This window comes from Lysobacter soli (assembly GCF_003382285.1).
Taxonomy (GTDB): domain Bacteria; phylum Pseudomonadota; class Gammaproteobacteria; order Xanthomonadales; family Xanthomonadaceae; genus Lysobacter_J; species Lysobacter_J soli.
The window spans coordinates 1-17,671 of the sequence record NZ_QTJR01000019.1 but is presented as its reverse complement, the minus strand read 5'-3'; the positions used below and the strand labels follow the sequence as shown (position 1 = coordinate 17,671).

The following is a 17,671-nucleotide window of genomic DNA, read 5'->3' as shown; positions in this document are numbered from 1 at the left end:
GCACGGATTCCGCATGAGCCTGTCCGCGCGCATCGCCCGCACCTTCGGCATCACCGAAGACGAATCCCGTCCGGTCCTCATCGGCGCCACGCTGTTCTTCGTGATGTTCGCCGGCTACTTCATGCTGCGGCCGGTGCGCGAGACGATGGGCGTCGCCGGCGGCGTGGACAACCTGCAATGGCTGTTCACCGGCACGTTCCTGGCGACGCTGGCGGCGATGCCGCTGTTCGGGTGGATCGCATCGAAGGTGCCGCGGCGTCGCATCCTGCCGTGGACGTTCGGCTTCTTCGCGGTGAACCTGGCGCTGTTCGCCATCGCGTTCCAGCGCGATCCGGAGAACGCATGGATCGCGCGCACGTTCTACATCTGGATCTCGGTGTTCAACCTGATCGCGATCTCGGTGATCTGGAGCGTGTGCGTCGACCTGTTCCCCAGCGCGCAGGCCAAGCGCCTGTTCGCACTGATGGCCGCCGGCGCGAGCATCGGCGGCCTGGTCGGGCCGCTGCTGGGCATCGCGCTGGTGGGGCCGATCGGGCACGCCGGTCTGCTGTGGCTTGCCGCGGCGTTCCTCGTGGTCGGCATCTTCATCGCGCGGCATCTGCAGCGATGGCGCGACGCGCAGCCGGCGGGCGAGAACCTCAGCGCGCAGGCCCGCGCGCGGCCGCTGGGCGGGCATCCGTTCGCGGGGATCACCACGGTGATGCGCTCGCCCTACCTGCTCAGTATTTCGCTGTTCGTGCTGCTGCTGGCGAGCGTGACCACGTTCCTGTACTTCGAACAGGCGCGGCTGGTCGAGATGAAGTTCCCCGACCGCGCGGACCAGACGCGCGTGTTCGGCACGATCGACGTGATCGTGCAGAGCCTGACGATCCTCTCGCAGGTGTTCATCACCGGCCGGCTGGTGCAGCGCCTGGGCATGGCGGCGTTGTTGGTCGCCGTGCCGGTGGTGACCATGCTCGGCTTCGTGTGGCTGGCCTTTGCGCCGACGTTCGCGGTGCTGGCGGTGGTGATGGTGGTGCGTCGCGCCGGCGAATACGCCTTCGTGCGACCGGGCCGCGAGATGCTGTTCACCGTCGTGCCGACGGAAGCCAAGTACAAGGCGAAGAACTTCATCGACTCGGTCGTTTACCGCGGCGCCGATGCCGTGAGCGGCTGGGCGAAGGCGCTGGTCGACATGCTGGCGCAGCAGCCGGCGATCGCCGCGCTGCTGGGCGCGGCGATCGCGTTGGCATGGGCGCTGACCGGCGCGGGCCTGGCGCGTGCGCAGGCGCGCGTGGAGAAGGAACCGCTGCCGGAAGGTCTCGACGTGGCGGGCGAAGGACTGCGTCGCTGACGCCCGCGAAGGGCTAGCCCCGCAGCCGCGCCATCGCCCGCACCGGGAACGTCCCCGCGCCTTTGACCTTCGGCGGCATCGCGCTGAACTCGAAGCCTTCGTCCGGCAGTGCGGCCAGGTTGCACAGGTGTTCGACGATGAGGATGTCCGCGCCCAGCAGGATCGAATGCACCGGGCGCGACTTGCCGCCTTCACCGTCGCGCGAGGTGTCGTCGATGTTCATCGAATCGATGCCGACGAGTTTGACGCCGCAATCGCGCAGGTATTCGGCCGCGTCCTGCGTCAGGAACGGATGCTCGACTGCGTACGCCTCCTCGCGCCAGTACGCGTCCCACCCGGTGTGCACCAGCACCGCGCGACCGCGCAATTCGCGGTCGCGGAAGTACGAGGCGTCGATCGCGCGCACCTGCCGGTGGTCGGCGCGGATCACGATCGTGTCCAGATCGCAAAAGGACTCCGGCCCGATCTGCGACAGGTCGTGGCCGTGTTCGTAGCGATGCGACGGGCAATCGAGGTAGGTGCCGGTGTTGGCGACGATCTCGATCGTCGCGATCTGGAATTCCGTGCCCGCCTCGTAGATCTCGCGCGAACGCTCGCGGCTGAGGTAATCGCAGATGCGCGCGGCCGGAAGACCGGGATAGGTCACCATGCCGTCCTCGATGTCGTGGCTGAGTTCGACGTACACGCGACGACTGCCATCGCCCTGCGCCTTGCGCTTGTGCGCCTCGACGATGATCTTCTTGTTGAGGATGCGCGCGGGTCCGACCATCAGCAGGCGCAGGTCGCGCACGATGTAGTCGACGAGCGCGGCGTCGTCGATGTCGTCGCCGTCGATGTCGAGGCGGAAATCCTGCCCCTGGATGCCACCGCCGTTGGTGAACTGCAGGTCGAAGTCGAAGACGACGCGTTTCTGGGTCATGGGATCGGGCCGTAGGGTTTGGACTCCCTCCCCTGCTTGCAGGGGAGGGTTGGGGAGGGGTGAAGTGCACAGCGCGGCCGGCTTAAGGCGAGCGTCGTTGCACCGCGCGCCCCGACCCTCTCCCGCCCGAACGCATGGCGTTCGGGCGTTCGAAGGCGCGCGAACCAATGGTTCGCAAGCAGCGCCATCTCACCCCCAACCCCTCTCCCGTGGGGAGAGGGGCTAAAACAACGTCACTTCGCAGCGCGCTGACTGAAGGCCACGCTGCCCAGGATCATCGCGCCGGCGATGCCCATCTTGATCGTCAGCGGCTCGTCGAGCAGCAACCACGCCCACGCGACGCCGAACACCGGGATCAGGTACGTCACGGTGGAGGCGCGGCTCGCGCCGATGCGCGCGATCAGGCGGTAGTACATGACGAACGCCAAGCCCGTGCAGACCACGCCGAGCATGCCGACCGAGAACCACGACTTCGCGGGAATCGCGTGCGTCGGCCACGTCGCGAGCGCGAACGGCAGCGTCAGCAGCGCCGCGGCGCCGAGCGTCGCCGAGGCCACGGCCGCCGGCGGAAGGCCGGTCAGATGGCGGCGCACCAGGTTGATGCCGATGCCGTACAGGAACGACGCCGTGGCGCCCGCCGCCACCGCCCAACCGACCTGATCGCCACCGGCGGTCTTGTCGCTCGCCAGCACGACCACGCCCGCGAATCCGATCACCAGCGCGATGGCGCGGCGCGCGCCGATCTTCTCGTGGAAGAACAGCGCGCCGACCAGTGCGGTGAACAGCACGGTCATCGCGTTCGAAATGGCGCCGATGCCGGCCGGCGCACGCTGCGCGGCCCACGCGAAGAGCATGAATGGCGCGGCCGAATTGATCGCGCCGATGATCGCCAGCTTCGGCCACAGCTTCAGCGGGAACTGCGAGCGCGCGCGCAGCAGGAACGGCAGCAGCACCAGCGAGCCGAGCCCGAGTCGCAGCTCGACTAGCGGCATCGCGCCGAAGTCCTTCGCCGCCACGCGCATGAAGAGGAACGAAGCGCCCCAGATTGCGCCCAGCAGCGCGAGTTCCAGCGGCGTGAGCCACCCGCCTTCGCGGGCGTCGGGTAGTGCGGGTGCGGTCACGGCGGTGTTCATCGCAAGCCTCGTGGGGGAGGAAGTGTGGCGCAGGGCCAGGCCCTGCGGGCATCAGCCCTGTGTGGGGTGGTAGCAGTGCGTGATCGATTCGGGGCTGCCGCCGGCCGCAAGGAACGCCGAGTAGCCCAGGTTCATGCCGATGAGCCTCACGCCGGTTTCGGTATGCGGGCGATGGCGGGTGTCCGGCGCGAAGTACACGTACGTGCCGGGGCCGAAGCGCGCCTGCCCTTCGATCACTTCGCCGGCGATGACGTAGTACGACTCGCCGGTTTCGTGGTGATCCAGCACCGGCCACTGCGCGCCCGGCGCCATGTCGACCACCCACACGCGCACGCCGGGGCCGGCGGGCAGGTCGCGACGCGTGCAGCCTTCGCCGACCTGCAACGCGGGCACGGCGTCGATGGCCCAGGCCTGCATCGCCGGATGTGCGGGGGCCGGCGCCTCGAATGGAGCGTCGTTCGGGACGTCCGGGTGTGCGGTGTCGTTGGAACGATCCATGCGTTGCTCCGCGATCAAGAGTGTGGCTCAGCCCGAACCGTCATTGTCGTTACGCCACAAGGCCTTACAAGCGCATACTTTCGAAGGCAGACACAAATCAGATTTGAGGCTCACATGGCCCTTCGCGCGGACTGGCTCCCTGCCCTCACGGCGTTCGAATCGGCGGCGCGGCACCAGAACTTCGCCCACGCCGCGGAGGAACTGCACCTCACCGCGAGCGCGGTCAGCCACCACGTGCGCAAGCTGGAATCGCGCCTGGGCGTGGCGTTGTTCCAGCGCCATGCGCGCGGGGTCTCGCTCACCGCCGAAGGCCGCCAGCTCGCCGACGCCGCCGGAACCGCGCTAGCCGACGTGGATGGCGTGCTGCGCAGCCTGCGCGGGGCGCGCGACGACGAAGGCCGCGTGCGCATCACCACGCTGCATTCGCTGACCTACACCTGGCTGCTGCCGCGGCTGCCGGCCTTCACGCAGGCGCACCCGGGCATCGCGCTGAGCGTGGACACCGAGATCGCCCTCACCCGCTTCGACGACGGCGGCCCGGACCTGGGCATCCGCCACGGGCCGGGCCACTGGCCGGGGCTGACGGCGCATTTCCTGATGGACGAAGCGCTGTTCCCGGTGACCTCGCCCGAGTACGCCGCGGCGGCCGGGATCGGCGGCGCGGCCGACCTGACGCGGCATCCGCTGATCGCCGACCACGCCCGTCAGGGCTGGCACGACTGGTTCCGCGCGGCGCACGTGCATGGCGCGAAGTTCGAGGAGCGCTACACCTTCAGCGACACCACCGACGCCATGAAGGCCGCCGCCGCGGGGCTCGGCATCGCACTGGCGCGCTCGTGGATCGCCGTGCCGTACCTGCAAGGCGGCGAGCTGGTGCGCCTGCCCGTGCCGTCGATGCCGGCGCGGTGGGGCTACTACGCGGTGTATCCGGCGCACCGGCGCCTGCGGCCGGCGGCGCAGGTGTTCCTGGACTGGCTGCTGGATACGGCACGGGACGGATAACGACCGGGCGCAGGGCGCGCAAAAAAAAATTCCGGGACCGTGTCGATTTCCCCCGCGTCCCTTCGTCGTCTCCACAGATGCGCGCAAAACGCGCGCCAAAACGGAGACACGACAATGAAGTTCATGGTGATCGTCCATGCCACGCCCGAAAGCGAAGCCGGCGCGCCGCCAAGCGCCGAACTGATCGAGCAGATGGGCCACTACAACGAGCAGTTGGCGAAGGCCGGCGTGCTGCTCGACGCCGCGGGGCTGTACGCCAGCTCGCACGGCGCGCGCGTTCGTTTCGACGGCGATCGTCGCAGCGTGATCGACGGCCCCTTCACCGAGTCGAAGGAACTCATCGCCGGCTACTGGCTGTTCCAGACGGCGTCGCTGCAGGAAGCGATCGAATGGGTGAAGCGCTGTCCGAATCCCGATTGCGGCCCGAGCCAGATCGAAATCCGCCAGGTCTACGAAGGCCACGCCTGCGGCGGTGAAGTCACGCCGGAACTCAAGGCGCAGGGCGAACGCATCCGCGCGCAGATCGACGCGCGCGCCCAGTAATCGCGGTCCAACACAAGGAAGCCGCCACGATGAAGATCAACGCCTACCTGTCTTTCGACGACCAGTGCGAAGCCGCGTTCCGCTTCTACCACCAGTGCCTGGGCGGAACGCTCGAGCAGCTCAGCCGCTTCGGCGACACGCCCGCCTGCGACCACGTGCCCCAGTCGCATCGCGACCGGATCATGCACGCGCGGCTGGTCGTTGGCGACCAGGCGATCATGGGTTCGGACTCGGTGCCCGAGCATCCGTACGAAGGCATCAAGGGCGTGTCGATCGCCATCAACGTCGATTCGGCGAGCGAAGCCGAACGCGTGTTCGCCGCGATGAGCGAAGGCGGCCACGTGATCATGCCGCTTGGCCCCACGTTCTGGGCCGCGCGATTCGGCATGTTCGTCGACCGCTTCGGCGTGTCGTGGATGGTGAACTGCGAGAAGGAATGATCCGCTCGCGCCCCCGTTTCGAACCTACAGAACACCACACAGGAACAGACCATGTCGACCCAGATCTTCGTCAACCTTCCCTGCCATGACCTTCCGAAGGCCAAGGCCTTCTACGAAGCGATCGGTTACAGGAACAACCCGCAGTTCACCGACGACAAGGCGGCCTGCATGGTCGTCGACGACACCATCCACGTGATGCTGCTCACGCGCGAGTTCTTCGGCTCGTTCGTGAAAAAGCCCGTCGCCGATACGCGACAGGTCGTCGGCGCGATCAACTGCCTTTCGCTGGACAGCCGCGAAGCGGTCGACGACATCCATTCAAAGGCGGTGAAGGCTGGCGCGAAGTCGGGCGGCGATCCGCAGGACATGGGCTTCATGTACTCGCGCGCGTTCGAGGACCTCGACGGAAATCACTGGGAATTCGTGCACATGAGCGGCATGCCGGACCAGGCTTGATTCCACGCATCCATCGAACAGGAGACACGACCATGCGCTTCATGATGCTGATGATCCCCAAGGGCTACGAAGACGCGACGCCCGGTACGATGCCGCCGGCCGACCGCGTCGCGGCGATGATGAAATACAACGAATCGCTGCAGAAAGCCGGGGTATTGCTTGCGCTCGATGGCCTGCATCCGCCGTCGATGGGCGCGCGCGTGAGCTTCGAGGGCGGTCGCCCGCATGTCACCGACGGTCCGTTCGCCGAGGCGAAGGAAGTGCTCGGCGGCTACTGGATGATCCAGGTGAAGTCGCGCGAGGACGCCATCGCGTGGGCGTCGCGTTGCCCTGGCTCGGAGAACGAGGTCATCGAAATACGCCAGGTGCAGGAGTTCGACGATTTCCCCGCCGAGGTGCAGGAAGCGGCGGCCGGCTTCGAACAGATGCAGCAATCCACCCAACGGCCGAAGAACTGAGGACGTCGCGCATGTGGAAGATCATCGGATTGATCGTGCTGGTGGTTATCGTGGCCGTGCTGGTATTCGCGGCGACGCGACCGGACACGTTCCGAATCGAACGCAGCATCGTCGTCAACGCGCCTCCGCAGCGCGTGTTCGAACAGGTCAACGATTTCAACCGCTGGCGCGCGTGGTCGCCGTTCGAGACGCTGGATCCGGCGATGAAGCGCGAGATCGCCGGTGCGCAATGCGGCACCGGCGCGGTGTATACGTGGGATGGAAACTCGAAGGCGGGCGCGGGGCGCATGGAGATCGTCGAGTCGGTGCCCGCGTCGAAGGTCGGCATCAAGCTCGACTTCACGCGCCCGATGGAAGCGCACAACACGGCCGAGTTCGTGATCGTCCCCGAAGGAACCAATGCAAGCCGCGTCACCTGGGCGATGCACGGTCCGCAGCCTTACATCGGCAAGGTGATGTCATTGGTATTCAGCATGGACCGCATGGTCGGCAAGGACTTCGAGCGCGGTTTGGCGAATCTGAAGAAGCTGGCTGAGCAGGGGTGAGTGCCGTTGCTCTTAGCCCCTCTCCCGTCGGCGACCGAAGGGAGTGCAGAGCTGAGAGGGGTTGGGGTGAGGGGTAACGGAGCGGAAGAGGCAACCAACATTCGACGTACAGTGCTGCGCTGCTGCTCTTCGCACATCAAGATGGATTCCGGCTCTCGCTGGAATGACGGTGCTCATAGCCCCTCTCCCATCGGGAGAGGGGTTGGGGTGAGGGGCAACGGAGCGGATAGGGTGAACAACTTTTTCCGCACAGCGCTGGGCTGTTGCTCTTCCAGAACATCGGAATGGATTCCAGCTTTCGCTGGAATGACGAGCAAGGAGATGGATGCCGTGACAGCCTGGATCCCGGCCTTCGCCGGGATGACGTCCATTTGGGGATGAAGTCCATTGGAGATGACGTCCATATCGGATGACATCCAATGGAAGCCGAGGCACGTGGCAGGACTGACATTTCCTTAACCCCGACAACCCCCTCCGCGCCCCACCACACAACCCGGAGCAAAACACACTCCCCGCACTTGCACCGCACAGCCCGCGATGCTCTCATCCGTCGCCATGACGGCGACCGACATCCATCGCACCATCGATGCTGTATGGCGCATCGAATCCGCCCGGCTCATCGCCTCGCTAGCGCGCATGCTGCGCGACGTGGGGCTGGCCGAGGAACTGGCCCAGGACGCGCTCGTCGCGGCGCTGGAAAAATGGCCCGAAAGCGGCGTGCCCGACCAGCCCGGCGCGTGGCTCATGGCCACCGCCAAGCATCGCGCGATCGACCGCCTTCGCCGCAGCAAGCTGCAGCAGCGCAAGCACGAGGAGATCGCGCGCGAACTCGAAGACGAACAGGCGCACGCGGATGACGCGCACCTGGACGCGCTCGACAACCCGTTCAACGACGACCTGCTGCGGCTGGTCTTCACCGCCTGCCATCCGGTGCTGCCCACCCACGCGCAGGTCGCGCTGACGCTGCGCCTGCTCGGCGGCCTCACCACGGACGAGATCGCGCGCGCCTTCCTCGTGCCCGAACCGACCATCGCCCAGCGCATCGTGCGCGCCAAGCGCACGCTCGCCGAAAAGCAGGTCCCGTACGAAATGCCGCGCGGCGACGAGCTCAACGAGCGCCTGGCGTCGGTGCTCGCGGTGATCTACCTGATCTTCAACGAGGGCTATGCCGCCACCGCCGGCGACGACTGGATGCGCCCGGGCCTGTGCGAGGACGCGCTGCGCCTCGGACGCATGCTTGCGGAGCTGATGCCGAACGAGCCGGAAGTGCACGGCTTGGTCGCGCTGATGGAAATCCAGGCATCGCGTTCGGCCGCGCGCGTCGCGCCCGATGGCGAGCCGGTGCTGCTGCTGGAACAGAACCGCGCGCGGTGGGACCAGTTGCTGATCCATCGCGGGCTGGCGGCGCTCGATCGCGCGCAGAAGCAGAGCGCCGCGCGCGGCACAACGCCAGGCGGCCCGTACACGCTGCAGGCCGCGATCGCCGCGTGCCACGCGCGTGCGGTCACGGCAGAGGAAACCGACTGGGCCGCGATCGTCGGCCTGTACGGCGCGCTCGCGCGCATCACGCCGTCGCCGGTGATCGAGCTCAATCGCGCGGTGGCCTTGTCGATGCTGTTCGGTCCCGAATCGGGCCTCGCGGTGGTCGATGCGCTGACCGACGAGCCGGCGTTGAAGGACTACCACCTGCTGCCGGCGGTGCGCGGCGATCTGCTGAAGAAGCTCGAACGCTGGGACGAGGCGCGCGACGCGTTCGAGCGCGCCGCGCAGATGACGCGCAACGCGCGCGAACAAGCGCTGCTGCGCCGGCGCGCCGCCGAGTGCGAGGCGGCGGCCGGCGCGAACGACGTGGTTATTCCGCCGTCATCGAAACGATCGGCTTGAAGCCGCCCCAGAACATGCGCTTGCCGTCGAACGGCAGCGACTTGGGGTCCATGCCGGCCAGGCGGGGGTCCTTCATCACCTGCGCATTGATCTTGTCGCGTTGCCTGCGCGACTTGTAGACGATCCACGAGAACACCACGACCTCGTCCGGCTTGAGTTTCACCGCCTGCGGGAAGGAGGTGACCTTGCCGGGCTGCACGTCGTCGGCGAGGCATTCGTGGTATTCCAGCGCGCCGTATTGCAGCCAGATCTTGCCGGCCATGCGCGCGAGCTTCTTGTAGTCGTCCACCTTGTCGCGCGGGACGGGCAGTACGAATCCATCGACGTAGAAAGCCATCGTTCACTCCTGTGGTGTCGCGGCGGGAAGCCGCAGCTTGGGGGAAGCGGTGTTAGCGGAACGGAAAATCACGGCTTGCGCGTCGCCTCGACCTGGATACGCAGCGACACAGTCATGTCGAAGCCGTAATCCTTGCCGGCGTCGATGCCGAACGCATCGCGCTGGAAATCGCCGTAGGCATCGGCGCCGCAGAGCTCGCGCTTGTTCAGCGGATGCGGGATGCACTTGAAGCGCCTGATCGTCAGGTCCACGGGCCTGGTCACACCGTGCAGCGTCAGTTCGCCCTTCACGCGCGTCGGTGCGCCGTCGCGGAAATCCGCGAGCGTGCCCTTGTAGGTGGCCTGCGGGAACTTCGTCGTGTCCAGCAGCGTGTCCTTGCGCGCTTCGGTGTTCATCGCGTCCAGGCCGTAGTCGACGCTGGCGGTGTCGATGACGACGTTGACGCTGCCGCTCTGCTTCTCGCGATCGAGCGTGATCTCGCCACTGCTGCGATCGAACTTGCCGCGCCACACGGAAATGCCCATGTGGTCGGCTTCGAAACTCGGAAATGTGTGCGCCGGATCGATCTCGTACACGGCCGGTGCGGCGACGGTGGCGGCGGCGGACAGCGACAGCGCGGCGGCGAGCAGGAGCTGGGGAAACGGCTTGCGGGTGGACATGCGATTCCTCGTCAAAGGTGGCCGCGGTTTGCGGCCTTCATGGGTTCGACGAATGGGGGGTTCGGAAATCGACATTCCGACGAGGCTGCGAGCCTGGGCCCCGGCCTTTGCCGGGATGACGGTATGAAGCCCCTCTCCCACTGGGAGAGGGGTTGGGGTGAGGGGCAACGGAGAGGCAGCGGTGACCGACTGGTGCCGCACAGCGCTGTGGTGTTGCTTCGGCGGCCGCGCGCAGAAGCCAAATGGATTCCAGCTTTCGCTGGAATGACGGTGAGGTGGTTCACCGCAGTGGGAGTGCCCGTGCCTTACCGGCCTGGGTCCCGGCTTTCGCCGGGATGACGGTTGAAGCCCCTCTCCCATCGGGAGAGGGGTTGGGGTGAGGGGCAACGGAGAGGTGGCGGTGACCCGTTGCTGCCGCGCAGCGCTGCGGTGTTGCTTTCCGCAATGCATGCGGAAAAGCCCAAATGGACTCCAGCTTTCGCCGGGATGGCGGAGGAGGTTACCTCCCGCGCCCCGCCCGATGCGCCGCCGCGCGCGCCAGTTCCGCCCACGGCCGCATCGCCTCGGCCGAGTCCATCGCCGATTCGGGGACCGACCAGTAGCTCAGCGTGATCGGCTCCGCCTGGCCCAGATACAGGTACGGCTCGCAGCCGGCGGCTTCGAAATGCAGGCGCGTTTCGGCGTCGACCTTGAGGTACAGCGCCTCGCCCATCACCACGCCGATCAGTTCGCCGTCCAGGTACACGCCGTGTCCGCCGAACATCGCGCGCGTGGACACCGCGCCAAGGGGATCGAGCAGGTCGTGGACGTGGGCGAGGAAGGCGTTGGTCATGCGTGGTCGGCGATGGCAGTACGAGCGGAACGTGGCGGGCACCTCGCCCTCACCCCTGCCCCTCTCCCGCAAGCGGGAGAGGGGTTACTGCGAGGACCTCTCCCGCAGGCGGGAATGGGTTGCTGCAAGCTCCCTGCCGCGCGCGGGCGAGGCACCTGCACGGTGCTCAAACGCGCATCAGAACTTGTGCCACAACCGCACGTACCACGCGGCGCCGTTCAGGCCGAACTGCACGCTCTCGTAGATGTGGCCGTTGTCGGTCTCGTCGGGGTTCTGCTTCGTCGGGAAGGTATCGAACACGTTAGAACCGCCCACGGTGAGCTTGGTGTTCTCGGCGAAGGCGTAGGTGACGCTGACGTCGGCCGAGGCCTTGCTCGCGTAGTGCTGGTTCGGCACGCCTGCCTCGGTGCCGGAGAACGTGCCCAGCTCCTGCTCGCCGAAGTAAATGCCCTTCGCGCTGGCCGACCACGAACCGCGCGTGTAGTCCACGCCGAGCACCGCCTTGCTGCGCGGCGCGCCGTTTTCGATGAAGAGGCGGTCCCGCTCGGGCAGCAGCGTGTCCTCGCGGCCGGCCAGCGCCGGCGGCGTGTTGACGTGCGTGACTTCGGTCTTGTTCCAGTTCGCGCCGAGGTAGGTGCTCCACTTCGCATCGGCCCAGTCGAAGTCGTAGGTCACCGTGAGGTCGGCGCCTTCGGTCTTGGTGTCCACCGCGTTGAAGAAGAAGCGCGCCAGGCCGACGTCCATCGCTTCCAGGATCGGCCCGATCGCAGGGTCGCTGGTGTCGAAGTCGCCGCTGAGCACGACGCGGTCGTCGATGTCGATGCGGTACAGGTCCAGCGTCAGCGACACGTTGTCGCGCGGCGTCCACGTCAGGCCCAGCGTGGCGCTTTCCGAGGTTTCCTCGGTGAGGTTCGGCACGCCGGCAAGGGCGGCCAGTTCGCTGTCGTTGGAGGCGATCACCACGTCCACCGGCTCGCCGCTGATGAAGTCGGTGATCGTCGAGGAGAAATACTTCTGCTGCAGCGACGGCGCGCGGAAGCCGGTGCTGACCGAACCGCGCAGCATCACCGTGTCGGTGGCGCGGAAGCCGGCGGCGATCTTGCCGTCGAGCGTGCTGCCGAAGTCGCTGTAGTCCTCGTAGCGCACCGCGTAATCCATCATGAAGCGATCGGTGAAGTTCACTTCCACGTCGACGTAACCGGCGGTGCTGTCGCGCGACTTGTCGGTGACGTCGCCCGGCTGGAAGCCCGGGAAGCCCTGGCTGCCCGGATTGCCGCCCTCGCCCGCGCCGTCGTAGTCCAGGTACGAGCCTTCCTCGCCCTCGCGGATGCGGTAGCGCTCCTCGCGCTGCTCCAGGCCGAAGGCGACATTGACGCCGGCCAGCGCGCTGTCGAAATAGCGCGAGACGTCCAAGTTGCTGGTCTTCTGCTGGAACGAGAAACCGCCCGCGTCGAAGCTGGTCGGGCTGATGCCCGCGCCGCCGTTCAGCAGGTCGAGGTTCGCCAGCGAGGCGTTGAGCGTGCCGTTGATCGTGTAGCGCAGCTCGTTGTAGCCGTAGGTGTGCGACAGGTCCCAGTGCCACTGCGACACATCGCCGCGCAGGCCGAGGATGCCGTAGCGGTCTTCGAGCACGCCGTCGATGAAGGGCACGAAGCCGTCCGGATACATCGCGGCGGAATTGCGCGACGGGATGTCTTCCGAACCGATGCCTTCGCGCGCGAACGCGGCCGAAGACGCATCGCGCGACTGCATGCCGGCGGTGAAGTAGACCTCGGCGGCCTCGCCCAGCGGCGAATCGCCGTTGAGGTACACGGTCCGGTTGGTCACTTCCGAGTCGCCGATGATGCGCGGGCTGCCCTTGGGCACGGAGCGGTCGGAGCGGCCGCGGTCCTGCCATTCGCCGGTGACGGCGAACATGCCGCCGGTGGCCAGTTCCGCGCCGCAGTAGGCGGTGGCGAGCCAGTTCTCGCCGTCGCCACGGGTGTATTCGCCGTAGCCGGCGACGGCCTCGCAGCCCTTGCTGCGCTTGAGCGAGATGTTCATGACCCCGGCGATCGCATCGGAGCCGTATTGCGCCGCAGCGCCATCGCGCAGCACTTCGACCGCGTCGATCGCCATGAGCGGGAGCGAGTTGAGGTCGGTGCCGGTGTTGCCGCGGTTGCGCGCGCCGTAGATGTTCACCAGCGACACGGTGTGGCGGCGCTTGCCGTTGACCAGCACCAGCGTCTGGTCGGAGCCCAGGCCGCGCAGCGCGGCGCCGTCGATCAGGTCCGCGCCATCGGCGCCGGTCTGGCGCGTCGAGGTGAACGAGGGCGAGGCGTACTGCAGCGTCTGCGCAAGGTCGAACTGCGCGCCTTCCTCGACCGCCTGGTCCATCGGCAGCACGTCGACCGGGGACATCGAGGCGGTATCGGACGAGCGCTGGATGCGGCGCGAACCCAGCACGGAGACGGTGTCGAGCGTCTTGGCGCGGGCGTCCTCGGCGCGCTCCTCGGCCGGGGTCTGGGGCTCGCCGGTGACTGGCGGCGCCTGCTGCGCGGCGGCCGCGGCGCTGACCAGCAGCCCGCCTCCGAGCCAGAGGGCGGTCGTGACTGCGGTGAACAGACGGCTGCGATGCTGGCTCATGGGCACTCCCTGCGGTGGCGGATGGCCCCAGCCTAAAACGGGTTGTTAAGAATTTGCTAGGGGTTTCGCCTGACTCGGCAAATACCATGCCGCCCGTCCGGTTTCGACCGCCGCCTCGGGGAGGCACACCGCCCCGCCACTGCGGCGACAATGCGCACCCGTCCCGCCGCGCATCGCCCCGCATGACCCCGACCCGCAAGGCCCACCTGCAAATCCACTTCTGCGTGCTGCTGTGGGGCTTCACGGCGATCCTGGGCAAGCTGATCACCCTGCCCGCGCTGCCGCTGGTGTGGTGGCGCATGTTGCTGGTGGTCGCGGCGCTCGCACTGGTGCCGCGGGTGTGGCGCGGGCTGCGCGCGATGTCGGGCCGCACGATGCTCGCCTACGCCGGCATCGGCGCGCTGGTCGCGCTGCACTGGCTCACCTTCTACGGCGCGATCAAGCTCTCGAACGCCTCCGTCGGCGCGACCTGCATGGCGCTCGGCACGGTGTTCGTGGCGATGATCGAACCGTGGCTGACGCGCACGCGGTTTTCCAAGCGCGAACTCGCGCTCGGCCTGATGGTGCTGCCCGGCGTGGCGATGGTCGTCGGCGGCGTGCCCGCGGGCATGCGCGCGGGCATCGCGGTGGGCGCGGTGTCGGCGCTGCTGGTGGCGATCTTCGGCTCGCTCAACAAGCGCATGGTCGAACACGGCGATCCGTTGACCGTCACCGCGCTCGAACTCGGCGCCGGCGTGCTCACGCTGAGCCTGCTCGCACCGCTGATGCCGCTGGTGTTTCCGGCGTTCGCGGGTCCGCTGCTGGTGACGCCGTCGGCGCACGACGCCTGGCTGCTGCTGGGCCTGGCGCTGGCCTGCACGCTGCTCCCGTTCAGTCTGTCGCTGGTGGCGCTGCGCCACATGAGCGCCTTCGCGCAGCAACTGGCGGTGAACCTGGAACCGGTGTACGCGATCGTCCTCGCCGCGCTGCTGCTGGGCGAACAGCGCGAACTGACCACGCTGTTCTACGTCGGCGTGGTCATCATCCTCGCCGCCGTGTTCATCCATCCGCTGCTGGGACGGCCGCATCGCGTCGATCCGGAGCTGCTGGGTACGGCGGAAGCCAAAAGCTGACGCGGGGTTGCGGCCGGCGGCGACCGCGGCGGGCCGTTTCTCGCTTACCCTGACGCCAACGCCGCCAGACCGTCGCCCATGTACCTGGAGCACTACGGCCTGATCGAGCCCCCCTTCTCGATCACGCCGGACCCGCGCTTCGTCTTCCTCAGCGAACGCCATCGCGATGCGCTGGCGCACCTGCTGTTTGGGATCACGCAGGGCGGCGGCGGCGGCTTCGTGCAGCTGACGGGCGAAGTGGGCACGGGCAAGACGACGCTGTGCCGCCTGCTGCTGGAACAAGTTCCGGAGAACACACGCGTCGCGCTGGTGCTCAACCCGCGCGTCACGCCCGTCGAACTGCTCGAATCGATCTGCGAAGAACTGCACATCGAACTGGAAGGCCGGCGCGGCAGCACGAAGGCGCTGGTCGACGCGCTCAATGTCTACCTGCTGGATGCCTACGCGCAGGGCCTGCGTGTCGTGCTGGTGATCGACGAGGCGCAGAACCTGTCGGTCGAGGCGTTGGAGCAGGTGCGCCTGCTCACCAACCTGGAAACACCGACGCAGAAGCTGCTGCAGATCGTGCTTCTGGCGCAGCCGGAACTGCGCGCGATGCTCGCACGCGAGGACATGCGCCAGCTCGCGCAGCGCATCACCGCGCGCTTCCACCTGACGCCGCTGGATGCATCCGAAACCGGCGAATACCTGCGCCATCGCTACCGCGTCGCCGGCGGCACGCGCTTTCCGTTCGATGCATCGGCGGTGAAGCGCATCCACGTGCATTCCGGCGGCGTGCCGCGGCTGATCAACGTGATCGCCGAACGCAGCCTGCTCGCCGGTTTCGCGCACGACGTGCCGATGCTGGATGCGCGCTGGGTCGATCGCGCCGCCGCCGAAGTGCTGCCCGCCCCGGCGCGCCGCACGCGACGGTGGCTCTTCGCGGTGCCGGTGGCCGCGCTGTTGCTGGCGTCGATGGGCATGGCCGCATGGTGGTGGCCGCGCGCGCCGGTACAGGCGAAGCCCGCGACGACGCCGGTCGTGCCGACGAAGCCGTTGGTCGTGACGAAGCCGGCGGTCGTGCCGCCCGTTGCAAAGCCCGATGTCGCGCAACTCGACGCGGAAGCCTTCGCCGCCGCGTTGCGCGACGCGCCGCTGAAGCCGGGCGCGAGCGGCGCGGTGGTCGAATGGATTTCGCAGCGCCTGCATCCCGCCTACCTGGCAACCTCCGGCGCGCCGGCGGTATTCGATGCGACGATGCAGGATGCGGTGCGGCGTTTCCAGCGCGATGCGGGCCTCTCCGCCGATGGCGTGGTCGGCCCGGCGACGCTGATGGCGCTGGCCGCGTACGAGGCGCCGGCTCGAACCGCCGCGCTTGAATCCGATACGGGAGCGCAGTGACGCGATGTCGTTGATCCTCGACGCCCTGCGCAAGTCCGAAGCGCAACGCCGACGTGGCGAGATGCCCGACCTTCGCGCCGAACTTCCGCCCGTCGCGCGCAATGTCGCGCCGCGTCGCCGCTGGCCGTTCTGGTTCGCCGGCATTGCGGTACTGGTTGCGATCGTCGCGCTGGGCTGGGGGTTCTGGAACCGCACGCCGGACGCGCCGCCAGCAGTAGAGGCTGTCGCGATTCCGGCCGATGCACCGCCTCCATCGGACACGGCGGAGCTACCCGTCGAACCGGCCGTGGTCGCCGCGCCGCCCGCCGCCTCGCCGCTTCCGAAGTCGAAACCGTTGCCCGGCGCAGAGCCGGAACCGACCCAGCCTGTCGAAGACGACGTCTACGCCGCGGCGTCCGCCGCCTACCCGCCGCCGACGGCGCAGACGCCGACCGCGCCTACACCGACGGACGCAACGCAGCCGGAGCCGCCTGCGACGCAGGCGCCTGCACCGGCGCGCCCGAACGAGCGGTATCAGCAGGCCATCGCCAATGCCGCGACCGCCTCGACGCCGCGCTCGCCCGCGGCCACGCCGGCGCCCGTCGCGCCGCTGCCGGCTCCGCCGCCCGCCACGGGCGCGCCGGTGCGGCTGTCCGACCTGTCGCCGGGCGAACGCGAACAGCTGCCCGCGCTGAAGATCAGCATGCACATGTTCGGGCCCACGCCCTCGCAGCGGTTCGCGATCATCGACGGCGCCCGCGTCGGCCAGGGCGACCGAGTCGGCGAGGCGGTGGTGGAGGAGATCGCCGCCGACGGCGTGGTGCTCAACTGGCACGGCCGCCGCGTCGCCCTGCCCCTGCGTTGACGGTTGCGCCGGACGCGGCGGCAGCGGACGATCCGCCTGTTCCTTCCAAGCACGCCTTCAACGCACGACTCCGCAGCACGCGAATCCAGAAAAGCACGCACGTCCAACCGAGGGGGTACCGCATGAACGGCAGCACCCAGCAAGACGCAGGCAAGCTGATCCTCCGCATCGCGCTCGGCGTACTGGTTTTCCTGCATGGCCTGAGCAAGCTCGAAGGTGGCCTGGACGGCATCGTCGGCCTGGTCGAAACGCAGGGCTTTCCCGGCTTTTTCGCCTACGGCGTGATCATCGGCGAGGTGATCGCCCCGCTGCTGGTCATCACCGGCTTCTTCTCGCGCATCGGCGCGATCCTGATCGTGATCAACATGCTGTTCGCGCTGTACCTGGTGCACCTGGGCGACATCGGGCACCTCAACCAGCAGGGCGGCTGGGCGATCGAACTGCAGGTGATGTTCCTGGCGACGGCCGCGGCGATTGCGCTGTTGGGGCCGGGGAAGTGGGCGTTCAATCAGAGGTGAGTCTGCGGGTCGGTTGCAGCAATGTGATGGCTGCAGCCGACCTTGTCCCGTTCGCGGGATTGTGTAGAAGCAAGGTCAAGAGCTTCCGCTCGTAAACGAGCGGGTTACTTTTGTTTCGGCAAAAGTAACCAAAACCATTCGCTCCTGACGCGA

The 17,671-nt window shown here is 67.7% G+C and carries 19 protein-coding genes; 12 read left to right on the top strand and 7 right to left on the bottom strand.

Annotation, left to right across the window (positions count from 1 at the left end; translation table 11 throughout):
* The first annotated feature begins 13 nt into the window (after nt 1-13).
* On the top strand, nt 14-1,333 hold the full coding sequence (locus tag DX912_RS17580) for an NTP/NDP exchange transporter (RefSeq protein ID WP_115844814.1): 1,320 nt from the start codon (nt 14-16) through the stop codon (nt 1,331-1,333).
* 13 nt (nt 1,334-1,346) lie between these two features.
* Here the strand turns inward: DX912_RS17580 and DX912_RS17575 are convergent, their stop codons facing one another.
* The 3 genes from DX912_RS17575 to DX912_RS17565 all read right to left on the bottom strand — a co-directional run bounded on the left by DX912_RS17575 (nt 1,347) and on the right by DX912_RS17565 (nt 3,883).
* The gene (locus DX912_RS17575) at nt 1,347-2,252 is read right to left on the bottom strand and encodes a cyclase family protein (protein WP_115844812.1); all 906 of its coding nucleotides are present in this window, start codon (nt 2,250-2,252) and stop codon (nt 1,347-1,349) included.
* Between the two features lie 233 nt (nt 2,253-2,485).
* Entirely contained in the window at nt 2,486-3,385 is a 900-nt protein-coding gene (locus DX912_RS17570) for a DMT family transporter (RefSeq protein WP_115844810.1), read from the bottom strand.
* Between the two features lie 51 nt (nt 3,386-3,436).
* Nucleotides 3,437-3,883, bottom strand: coding sequence for a cupin domain-containing protein (locus DX912_RS17565; protein ID WP_115844808.1), 447 nt, complete (start codon nt 3,881-3,883; stop codon nt 3,437-3,439).
* A 114-nt stretch (nt 3,884-3,997) separates the two neighbouring features.
* On the opposite strand from DX912_RS17565, the gene DX912_RS17560 reads away from it, so the two are divergent.
* From DX912_RS17560 to DX912_RS17525, 7 genes are all read left to right on the top strand, one after another.
* A complete protein-coding gene (locus DX912_RS17560; protein ID WP_115844806.1) occupies nt 3,998-4,885 on the top strand; it encodes a LysR substrate-binding domain-containing protein in 888 nt (295 codons plus the stop codon).
* Nucleotides 4,886-4,999: 114 nt separating this feature from the next.
* Nucleotides 5,000-5,428 (top strand): YciI family protein, encoded by a 429-nt coding sequence (locus tag DX912_RS17555; protein ID WP_115844804.1) that lies wholly within the window; start codon nt 5,000-5,002, stop codon nt 5,426-5,428.
* A gap of 29 nt (nt 5,429-5,457) precedes the next feature.
* Nucleotides 5,458-5,868: a VOC family protein gene (locus DX912_RS17550; protein ID WP_115844802.1), complete on the top strand. Its 411-nt coding sequence runs from the start codon at nt 5,458-5,460 to the stop codon at nt 5,866-5,868.
* A gap of 51 nt (nt 5,869-5,919) precedes the next feature.
* The gene (locus tag DX912_RS17545) at nt 5,920-6,324 is read left to right on the top strand and encodes a VOC family protein (protein WP_115844799.1); all 405 of its coding nucleotides are present in this window, start codon (nt 5,920-5,922) and stop codon (nt 6,322-6,324) included.
* Between the two features lie 32 nt (nt 6,325-6,356).
* Nucleotides 6,357-6,782 (top strand): YciI family protein, encoded by a 426-nt coding sequence (locus tag DX912_RS17540; protein ID WP_115844797.1) that lies wholly within the window; start codon nt 6,357-6,359, stop codon nt 6,780-6,782.
* Nucleotides 6,783-6,793: 11 nt separating this feature from the next.
* Nucleotides 6,794-7,327, top strand: a complete 534-nt coding sequence (locus DX912_RS17535; protein WP_115844795.1) for an SRPBCC family protein — start codon at nt 6,794-6,796, stop codon at nt 7,325-7,327.
* A gap of 555 nt (nt 7,328-7,882) precedes the next feature.
* Nucleotides 7,883-9,211 carry an RNA polymerase sigma factor gene (locus tag DX912_RS17525; RefSeq protein ID WP_115844791.1) on the top strand — a complete coding sequence of 443 codons (1,329 nt, stop codon included), beginning with the start codon at nt 7,883-7,885 and terminating at the stop codon, nt 9,209-9,211.
* Here DX912_RS17525 and DX912_RS17520 read toward each other — a convergent pair.
* The 4 genes from DX912_RS17520 to DX912_RS17505 form a co-directional block, all read right to left on the bottom strand.
* Complete coding sequence (locus tag DX912_RS17520; RefSeq protein ID WP_115844789.1) at nt 9,180-9,548, bottom strand: DUF1428 domain-containing protein; 369 nt, start codon at nt 9,546-9,548, stop codon at nt 9,180-9,182. The two genes, DX912_RS17525 and DX912_RS17520, sit on opposite strands and share 32 nt — an antisense overlap.
* Before the next feature lie 68 nt (nt 9,549-9,616).
* Nucleotides 9,617-10,207, bottom strand: a complete 591-nt coding sequence (locus tag DX912_RS17515) for a YceI family protein (protein ID WP_115844787.1) — start codon at nt 10,205-10,207, stop codon at nt 9,617-9,619.
* 499 nt (nt 10,208-10,706) lie between these two features.
* A complete protein-coding gene (locus DX912_RS17510; protein WP_115844785.1) occupies nt 10,707-11,039 on the bottom strand; it encodes a TfoX/Sxy family protein in 333 nt (110 codons plus the stop codon).
* 177 nt (nt 11,040-11,216) lie between these two features.
* Nucleotides 11,217-13,664, bottom strand: coding sequence for a TonB-dependent receptor plug domain-containing protein (locus DX912_RS17505; protein WP_115844783.1), 2,448 nt, complete (start codon nt 13,662-13,664; stop codon nt 11,217-11,219).
* Between the two features lie 182 nt (nt 13,665-13,846).
* Here DX912_RS17505 and DX912_RS17500 point away from each other — a divergent pair, with 182 nt between their 5' ends.
* From DX912_RS17500 to DX912_RS17485, 4 genes are all read left to right on the top strand, one after another.
* A complete protein-coding gene (locus tag DX912_RS17500) occupies nt 13,847-14,776 on the top strand; it encodes a DMT family transporter (RefSeq protein WP_115844781.1) in 930 nt (309 codons plus the stop codon).
* Between the two features lie 78 nt (nt 14,777-14,854).
* A complete protein-coding gene (locus tag DX912_RS17495; RefSeq protein ID WP_115844779.1) occupies nt 14,855-16,156 on the top strand; it encodes an ExeA family protein in 1,302 nt (433 codons plus the stop codon).
* Nucleotides 16,157-16,160: 4 nt separating this feature from the next.
* Entirely contained in the window at nt 16,161-17,000 is an 840-nt protein-coding gene (locus DX912_RS17490; protein ID WP_115844777.1) for a general secretion pathway protein GspB, read from the top strand.
* A gap of 122 nt (nt 17,001-17,122) precedes the next feature.
* Nucleotides 17,123-17,518 carry a DoxX family protein gene (locus DX912_RS17485; RefSeq protein ID WP_115844775.1) on the top strand — a complete coding sequence of 132 codons (396 nt, stop codon included), beginning with the start codon at nt 17,123-17,125 and terminating at the stop codon, nt 17,516-17,518.
* The last annotated feature ends 153 nt before the right edge of the window (nt 17,519-17,671 follow it).